6 protein-coding genes are annotated in these 8,464 nt (G+C 43.8%); 2 read left to right on the plus strand and 4 right to left on the minus strand.

The window, feature by feature from the left end; translation table 11 throughout:
• The coding region (locus R4I06_RS03765; RefSeq protein WP_334414220.1) for an SDR family NAD(P)-dependent oxidoreductase at positions 1-620 on the minus strand (620 nt) is incomplete at its 3' end.
• A 219-nt stretch (positions 621-839) separates the two neighbouring features.
• Between R4I06_RS03765 and R4I06_RS03770 the strand changes: the two genes are divergently transcribed.
• Positions 840-3,440 (plus strand): ATP-dependent Clp protease ATP-binding subunit, encoded by a 2,601-nt coding sequence (locus tag R4I06_RS03770; protein WP_334414221.1) that lies wholly within the window; start codon positions 840-842, stop codon positions 3,438-3,440.
• Positions 3,441-3,468: 28 nt separating this feature from the next.
• Here R4I06_RS03770 and R4I06_RS03775 read toward each other — a convergent pair whose 3' ends face one another.
• The 3 genes from R4I06_RS03775 to R4I06_RS03785 form a co-directional block, all read right to left on the minus strand.
• Entirely contained in the window at positions 3,469-5,085 is a 1,617-nt protein-coding gene (locus R4I06_RS03775; protein ID WP_334414222.1) for a hypothetical protein, read from the minus strand.
• A 93-nt stretch (positions 5,086-5,178) separates the two neighbouring features.
• A complete protein-coding gene (locus tag R4I06_RS03780) occupies positions 5,179-6,006 on the minus strand; it encodes a hypothetical protein (protein WP_334414223.1) in 828 nt (275 codons plus the stop codon).
• A gap of 138 nt (positions 6,007-6,144) precedes the next feature.
• Positions 6,145-6,828: a dioxygenase family protein gene (locus R4I06_RS03785; RefSeq protein ID WP_334414224.1), complete on the minus strand. Its 684-nt coding sequence runs from the start codon at positions 6,826-6,828 to the stop codon at positions 6,145-6,147.
• A 124-nt stretch (positions 6,829-6,952) separates the two neighbouring features.
• On the opposite strand from R4I06_RS03785, the gene R4I06_RS03790 reads away from it, so the two are divergent.
• Positions 6,953-8,449: a leucyl aminopeptidase gene (locus tag R4I06_RS03790; protein ID WP_334414225.1), complete on the plus strand. Its 1,497-nt coding sequence runs from the start codon at positions 6,953-6,955 to the stop codon at positions 8,447-8,449.
• Positions 8,450-8,464 lie beyond the last annotated feature (15 nt).

Raw genomic sequence — 8,464 nt, forward strand, 5'->3', positions numbered from 1 at the left:
CCAGGCTCTTTTGGAGAAAATATCACAGAATATATATTGCTGTTTACCTGCGCAGGGTAAACCATGTTTACGCAAAGCTTACTGTGTTTCGTTTCAGCAGCGTACACCTTTATCATCGCATCAAGCGCCACCTTACTTGATACGTACGGACCAAAGTAGGAATAGTTTGAAATAGACCTTACCGCATCCGACGTGACAAAGATCGCCCTTCCAGCATCTGAGCTTTTCAACAGAGAGTCAAAATACTTTATCAAGTACCAATTTGCAAAAAAGTTCGCTTCAACAACGGCCTTCCAGTCTTCAATCCCGCACTCCTGAATAGGATCAAGATTTCCTATAACTGCCGCCGTAGCTACCAATATGTCGAGGGATCCAAACTTACTTTTCACAGAAAGAGCAAGGCTTTCGATTTTTTCGATATCCCTTAAATCTATTGCAGCAAGTGCAACTTCTCCTCCCGTGCTGCTAATGTCATCGTACAGAGTCTTTAACCTGTGAACATCAATATCCACCAATATAACACTCGCACCTTCTGCAGCAAATCTCCTGGAAACTGCAGACCCAATACCTCCGGCGGCCCCCGTAATAAGCGCGACCTTCCCCTGTAGCAGGCCACTCATACTAAGCCCTCATGACATACATCACCCCGCCGAGGATGGTAAAACCTATTACCATACTTTACAAGAAAAATAGTTTCTAGTGTCACACCACCGTCCTTACTTTACACACAACCACCCAGCTAGCTCTTCATGGCGATAATATTTTCTGTGAATCACCTTTAAATTTTATTAGAAAGTGTATACCTAATACAACAGGCAGCTAGACGAGAGAAAATTGCCATGGATTTGACAAAGTTTACTGACAAAGCAAAAAATTTCGTGTCTCAGGCGCAAGTCTTTGCTATTTCATCCGGTCACCAGTCTTTGTTACCAGAACATCTGCTGAAAGTGATGCTCGATGAAGAAAACGGGCCAACAGAAACTCTCATTACTTCGTGCGGCGCCAACATAAGCAAGATTACCAGTGAGCTATCGAACATATTAAAAAAACTTACTGTAGTCACTGGCTCTGGGAGCGGCCATTTAAACCTTTCTAGAGGAATGGCACAAACTCTGGAGGAAGCTCTAAGCCTTACAAAAAGGAACAATGATAGTTTTGTCACTACTGAACGTCTATTGCAGGGTATAATAGCCTCAGACAGCGATATATCGCGAGTTTTGGTGAGTGAGGGAGTAACTCTACCCAAACTTAATACACTTATAGAAAAAATGCGCGATGGTGCAAAAGCTGACAGTGAAACATGTGAGGAGAAGTTTAACGCACTGAAGAAATACACACAGGATTTAACAGAACTCGCTGCTTTAGGAAAGCTGGATCCAGTAATCGGCAGGAGTGATGAGACTAGAAGACTGGTACAGGTGCTTTCAAGAAGGACAAAGAATAATCCCGCATTAATCGGTGAACCTGGCGTGGGAAAAAGTGCGATAGTTGAAGGATTTGCCCAAGCAATAGTGGCTGAGAATATACCAGCGTGGTTACGGGGAGCAAAAGTGCTTGCATTGGATCTTGCTGCTCTTGTTGCGGGAACAAAGTACAGGGGGGAATTTGAAGAAAGATTAAAGGCAGTTCTCTCAAAAATAATAACATCCGATGGGAAAATTGTTCTCTTCATAGACGAGTTGCATATGCTAGTGGGCGCAGGTTCCACCGGAGATTCCATGGATGCATCTAACATTCTCAAGCCTCTTCTGGCAAGGGGAGAGTTGCGGTGCATAGGCGCTACTACATTGGATGAATACCGCGAGCACATAGAGAAGGATCCTGCCCTGGCAAGGAGGTTTCAACCCGTGTTCGTAGCTGAACCCAGCATAAGTGATACAATTTCAATGTTGAGGGGATTGAAAGAAAAGTATGAGCTACATCACGGAATCATAATAACAGACAGCGCGATAGTAGCTGCAGCAAATTTATCAAACAGGTACATATCGGAAAGATTTTTGCCTGACAAAGCAATAGACCTGATAGACGAAGCCGCAAGTAAGGCAAGGATAGAGGTGGACAGCAAGCCGGAAGTTATAGACAGTGCAGAACGCAAAATAATCCAGTTGAAAATAGAATCTGAAGCCTTAAAAAATGAAAATACAGAGGCTTCGAAGCAACGTTTGGCGGACATAGACGCAGAGTTAGACGTACTAACTGCGGAAGTTGCTGATCTGAACAGCAAATGGCAAGCTGAAAAAATTAAGATATCAAAAATGCATGAACTAACGGAATCTTTGGATAAAGCACGTATTGAGCTAGAACAATCTCAAAGATGCGGAAATTTATCTAGAGCTGGGGAGCTAATGTACGGAGTTATTCCGTCCCTGGAAGCGGAACTAAAGAAATGCGGAGAAGTTGCAGGAGCACTTTTGAGAAAGGAAGTTAGAGCCAATGATATAGCATCCATCGTCGCGAAGTGGACGGGCATTCCAGTAGACAACATAATGCACAGCGAAAAGGAAAAACTCTTACATATGGAAGAGGAGCTACAAAAAGCTATAGTGGGACAAGAGAATGCTGTAAGTGCAATAAGTTCCGCTGTAAGAAGGTCTAGAGCTGGCGTGCAGGATACACAAAGGCCCATGGGTTCTTTTCTATTCTTGGGACCTACAGGAGTAGGTAAAACTGAATTGACCAAGGCGCTAAGTGAGTTTCTCTTCAATTCTCGTTCTGCCATGTTAAGATTTGACATGTCGGAGTTCATGGAAAAGCATTCCGTTGCAAGGTTGATAGGCGCACCTCCGGGATATGTGGGATATGAACAGGGCGGTACGCTGACTGAAACTGTACGTAAAAGGCCTTATCAAGTAATTCTCTTCGACGAAATTGAGAAAGCCCATTCGGACGTATTCAACATCTTGTTACAGGTTCTCGACGAAGGAAGACTTACTGATAGCAAAGGAAATTTGGTCGATTTCAAGAATACGATACTGGTCCTTACATCGAACATAGGGCAGGAAATTCTAGTCAACAGCGGCAATGAATCCGTAGATGACGAAACAAAAGATAAGGTGTTCTCTCTATTGAGAACGTGCTTTCGTCCAGAATTTTTAAACAGGCTGGACAAGATTATCATTTTTAACAGGCTGTCCAAGAAAGACATAGAACTCATTGTGGACGTACAAATGTCGAATTTGCAAAAAACTTTAAGCGACAAGGGCCTTACAATCACGCTTACACCTGGTGCAAAAACTTGGCTAGTTGAAAATGGATATAACGCAGCATATGGCGCTAGACCACTGAAAAGACTAATACAGCAACATATACAAAATCAGCTTGCATACATGATACTCTCGGGGCAAGCGCCTGAGGGAAGTGTGCTGGAGGTAGATACAGAGAACGACTCCTTAGTCATTCTAAATATGGCAGAAGGGAAAAAACAGAGTGAAAGGAAGTGAAAAGATCTGCGAAATAGTTGCTATCTCCTTAGACAGACCGGCTCCTGTAAACACTAGCAACTGCCATTGGCGAAATTACAGATGACATCATATCGCTTATGTCACTATGTTTCGCATCTGCGCTGATGTTGGCAGTTCCCCTTTGGGAGCCCTTGTCATATGCAACATGTATTATTGCGGAAGAAATTAAATTAATGATTCCGAATTTGGAGATCTTATAGTCGAGTTCCTTGTCACGTAACACGACAGATACGTATTCCTTCCCAGAGTACGCTATTTCTTTAGAGGTAAAAAATAAATCCGCTAGCACTGCAGCAACTTCTACAACACATGCGAGCGCCACCGCAGATGCAAACGCAATAACTGTAGGAGACGCAAGGTTCAGCGCTTTTCTTGCAGCCGGCGTACAAAATATTGCTGTAGATGCGATGAAAAAACACAATACATTTCCCAAAAATATTTCCGAAAACAACCTAGCGCGACTAGCAATAGCAGCAAATTTCTTATTTCCTCTATTTACACATAACTCTGACAACTGCAGAAAACACGCAGGAAGTACAAGCACAGCACCGACTATCCTGCGGACTAAGTCGTATGCGAATTCGGTCTTTGGGTATTTAATACACTTTTCTCTGAGCTTAGTTTTAGTACGGAACAATGAACAGATGCTACTGACGGCCACAGTAAGTAGTCCAAACTTGAGGACCAACCCTGCTATTTCATCGGAAACCTCAAGTGAGTTTGTTATATCAGTCTTTTTGCTATTAACAGTACTAATCTCATAGTAGAAAAATGCCATTGCCAACAGGAATATAAAGGATGAGATGAAAATACCGTATATAAATGCCATGCTAACGTGACTGTCTAGAGCATTAGCTTTTCCGACATGTAAGAATTTACCGCAGCTAGATAGAATCCAATACAGGATCATCCCTATAAAAATAGAATTTATCAAGATAACATGAGATGACACGGCAAGCATCTTCACGACATAGAGAGCCACCTTCTTGTCCTTACGACGCAAGTACTCAGCCAACAAGGCACAACACCCAGGGACTACCAAGATGTAGGAAGTGCAGTACAGATATACCTCGTATACCACATCCGACCAGTAGTTAGTGTTCTTGCTTTTTATGCCCAAAGGGCCTGTACGTTCCTGATAACACAGTAGCGCAGGCAATCCACAGGATATATCGCCAAGAAAACTTTGTGATATAAGAACGTCTGATACACTACATTTGTTCTTGGTAACTTCGTCGTATACGTTTAAGTAGTGGAATACGCTTTCAATAACCAGCAAAGGCAGTGTGCACGACATTGCCAAAAACAGGATTGCCAAGTCTTTATTTTTTATGAAGAAGTTGGGTCCTAGAAAATTTGGGTACTTCTCAAGTATAAATGTGAAAGCCTTGGTGAAAAGAAGGCCAAATACCAGAACTGTTCGCGTATGCCGGAAAATCTGAACGGATATAGCAGCCCATAACTTGTGCCTCTTTTTATACGCCTCCTTAGATATCACATACGGAATTATGGGAACCAGCGAGACTATGGAGGTGCACAGCAAATAGCAGATGTATATCCTGCTTCTGATATCATAGGCCACCTTATCGAGGAGCACGCCGTCGGAGGCTACCTTCCGTACCACCCCAACCATTTCACGCCCACTACAGCCCTTTTTTGCGGCACACATACAAACAGCCGAACAGAGAATAATTTAAAACTACGCCTAAAGCTCGCGCTATGCCCTGAAGAACCCAAGCCTAATACTGCGGTCCACAGACATACCCCCCATGTGTCTACTAGCCTCTTCGCGAATATCAGCAGCCCTCTTCTCCTCACCGGTGTATACATCGTGCAGGTAACAACAAAAAGCCACAATCGCAGTAGGCACACCGTATAACATCTGTGTATCCAGTCTGGACATAGAGGTGATACTCATAGCATCCCTGATCTGGCTTCTAAACATCATGTTTATCACGGAGTCCTCTAGTTTGTCGTAGGTCTTTTCCTGACTACGCCACAGCATTCTTATCTTGTACCTGAGAGGACAATCTTCCTTGTATTGAAGGAACCTTGACACATAGTTGTGAGCTACTGCACACACGTACAAGATAGCCGAAGGTATCAACGACCCAGCCACCGCCATGCCAAACGTGCAACACTCAGACCTTGCGCCCACAAGACACATAATGCGGGAAAGCAAGAAAATTGCGACAGAAAAGAACAAAATATTTAGGAGCAAACCATGGATATAAGCGAAAGTCTGCTTAACCTGAGGACCCACTAACCTGTGGTACAAACCCCTCCTAACACGCTCACCTTCTTTCCATCTACGTCTGGAAACGACCTTTGCCCACGTAAACTCCTGGCTACCTAACAGAGGAGATGCACAAAAATACATCAGAATGAGAGGTGACAGGACAACGGTAACCAGAGCAATGGTTACCCTCATGTAAAGCTCAAACACCCGGAAGCCGCGTGTCTTAAACTTTTTCCCGTTTAGCGAACACGGACGACCGCAGAAGCCTAGAAAAGCCTCACGCATAACCGCCCAACTAGTTGCCATACGCCTACCAAATAAGACACACACCCACTAGTATACCATACTATGCACTCATGCATCAAATTTCAAGCACTAGAAACAACAAATCCATTCCTTCACTGGGTCTCATTGTATTGCTAGACGTGTGAACATGCCTACACTCTAGATGGCATCATCCGAGAAGGTGATATTGAATTCGTAAATTCCTATACCGTGTTCACTGCCTATGTACCTGGCGGTGAGCAACTTTTTTATCGAACCTGGTATTCTACTCAATTCATAGCCATCATAGCCGTCTTCCATGCCTTCAAAGAACATTTCAGTTTGCAGCCCTGGAAACGCATTATGTTTAACCAAAAAATGCACCAGCGGACTCCTACCCTTGCTGCTACCAGGCAATATGGTAGTAAATCCATAGTTACCTAAATTATCAGTTGTCGCTTTTCCGGAACCGTGAAATCCCCTATCATAGCCGGTATCGTCAGCGTATCTACCGTTAGAATCAGAATGCCATATGAATACGTTCGCGCCGCTTATGGGGCGGCAATATGCGTCGGTGACCCTACCTACTATGTGTATTACGTTCCTATCGCTTCCATGTCCTGTGTGTTTCAGTAAATTACTCGATAGGTTAAATCTCTTGGGCACCGGAACAACATTCTTTATTTCGGGTGTTTCTACGCAATTTAAAATGACAGCATCCGAAGCTTTTACGTCAGTACCACCAAGCAGAAAACACACCACAGTTGCCATAATAAATGGTGTGAGAATCAACTTTTGGTTAAACCCTACTCTCAGCAATCTCGCTAGAATACACAATCTACAAAAGCCTAAAGCACCCCGCATATTAAACCTCGTCTAAACTGTGTACTATACTTTACAAAAGTACGTGCAAAGTAAATGGTAAACTGTGCCATAGACTACATCACAAAATAACATTAGAATGCTGACGGTACTTATGGGGGCTGTTATGGTTAGTGTTTCGTTTCTAAACTTTGCTTCTGGCATCTCTACGTTCATCAAGACAGCGGTGTTCGTAGTTGGCACCTTTGAGGGTTGTAACTCTCTGGAAGATGGGGGTGTCCTCGCTCCAGAAGAAAAAGCAATTATCCTAGAAGCAAAAGAATCTTGCATGTTCTCCGGAGAATTCGCAGCTACTATGCCCGTGGTATACACTCCTAAAGGTCGCGCAGTATTGGTTGTTGGCCTAGGAAAGGAGTCTGAAGAAATCGTCGAAAGCAAGGCTATGAAATTGGGCGGTGCCATATATTCTAGTCTAGAGAAGGTTAATGCAGGAAAAGCCTTAATCGTTGCACCCGAAGGTACCGAGTTGCGCGTAGCTTATGGAGCTTTCCTACGTAGTTTTACCTTTGATAAGTACCTAACAAAGAAAAAGCCTAATGTCAGGAAGCTATCTGAAATTAATATTCTCGTATCGGGAAATGCCGCAGAGTTTAATAAGTCATTTGCCCCCCTACAGGCAGAAGGAGAATCTGTATTCTTTACTCGTTCCTTAGTTTCAGAACCTGCTAACGTACTATACCCGGATGAATATGCGCGCAGGATACATGAAGAGCTTACACCACTGGGTGTAGAGGTGGAAATACTCGATGAGAAGCGCATGCGTGAGGAAGGCATGATGGCTCTACTTGGTGTAGGCCAGGGTAGCAGCAAGGATTCAAGACTCGTAGTTATGAAGTGGAATGGTGCCCCGAAGAGCAATGATAGACTAGCCTTTGTTGGTAAGGGAGTTACCTTCGACACTGGTGGTATTTCCTTAAAGCCCTCCAAAGGGATGTGGGACATGAAATACGACATGGGAGGATCTGCTGTTGTTGTAGGTTTAATGAGGACTCTAGCTGCAAGATCTGCAAAGGTTAATGCGGTAGGCGTTGTTGGTCTTGTTGAGAATGCAGTTGATGGTAATGCTCAGCGTCCTGGAGACATAGTTAAGTCTATGTCTGGACAAACCATAGAGGTTCTGAATACAGATGCTGAAGGCAGGTTAGTACTCGCAGATGCTCTATGGTACACCCAGAAGGTTTTCTCTCCTAAGCTTATTGTAGATCTTGCAACTTTGACAGGAGCCATAGTCGTAGCTTTAGGAGAGGTACAGTACGCTGGATTGTTTTCCAACGATAAATCGCTGTCCGATAAGTTAATACATGCCGGGGAAGAAGTAAACGAGATGCTATGGCCCATGCCATTGGGAGATGCATACGATAAGATGATGGACTCCTCTATCGCAGATATGAAAAATATCTCTACCAGTGGTCGCGGTGCGGACAGCATAACTGCAGCACAGTTTTTACAACGCTTCGTTAACGGGTTACCATGGGCGCATTTGGATATAGCAGGTATGGCTTGGACAGAAGAGGGAACTCACGTTGTACCAAAGGGTGCTACCGGGTTTGGTGTTATGCTACTTAACAGGTTTGTAAGCAAATATTACGAAGAAAGGCGTTAGCATGAAAAGATCCAC

Origin of the sequence: Anaplasma bovis (genome assembly GCF_036903315.1) — a bacterium.
In the GTDB taxonomy this organism is placed as follows: Bacteria; Pseudomonadota; Alphaproteobacteria; order Rickettsiales; family Anaplasmataceae; genus Anaplasma; species Anaplasma bovis.

Bases quoted from the DNA above. Each gene is read 5' to 3' on its own strand.
- R4I06_RS03770 (WP_334414221.1), top strand. From the start codon at position 840: ATGGATTTGACAAAGTTTACTGACAAAGCAAAAAATTTCGTGTCTCAG.
- R4I06_RS03780 (WP_334414223.1), bottom strand. From the start codon at position 6,006: ATGGCAACTAGTTGGGCGGTTATGCGTGAGGCTTTTCTAGGCTTCTGC.
- R4I06_RS03785 (WP_334414224.1), bottom strand. From the start codon at position 6,828: ATGCGGGGTGCTTTAGGCTTTTGTAGATTGTGTATTCTAGCGAGATTG.
- R4I06_RS03790 (WP_334414225.1), top strand. From the start codon at position 6,953: ATGGTTAGTGTTTCGTTTCTAAACTTTGCTTCTGGCATCTCTACGTTC.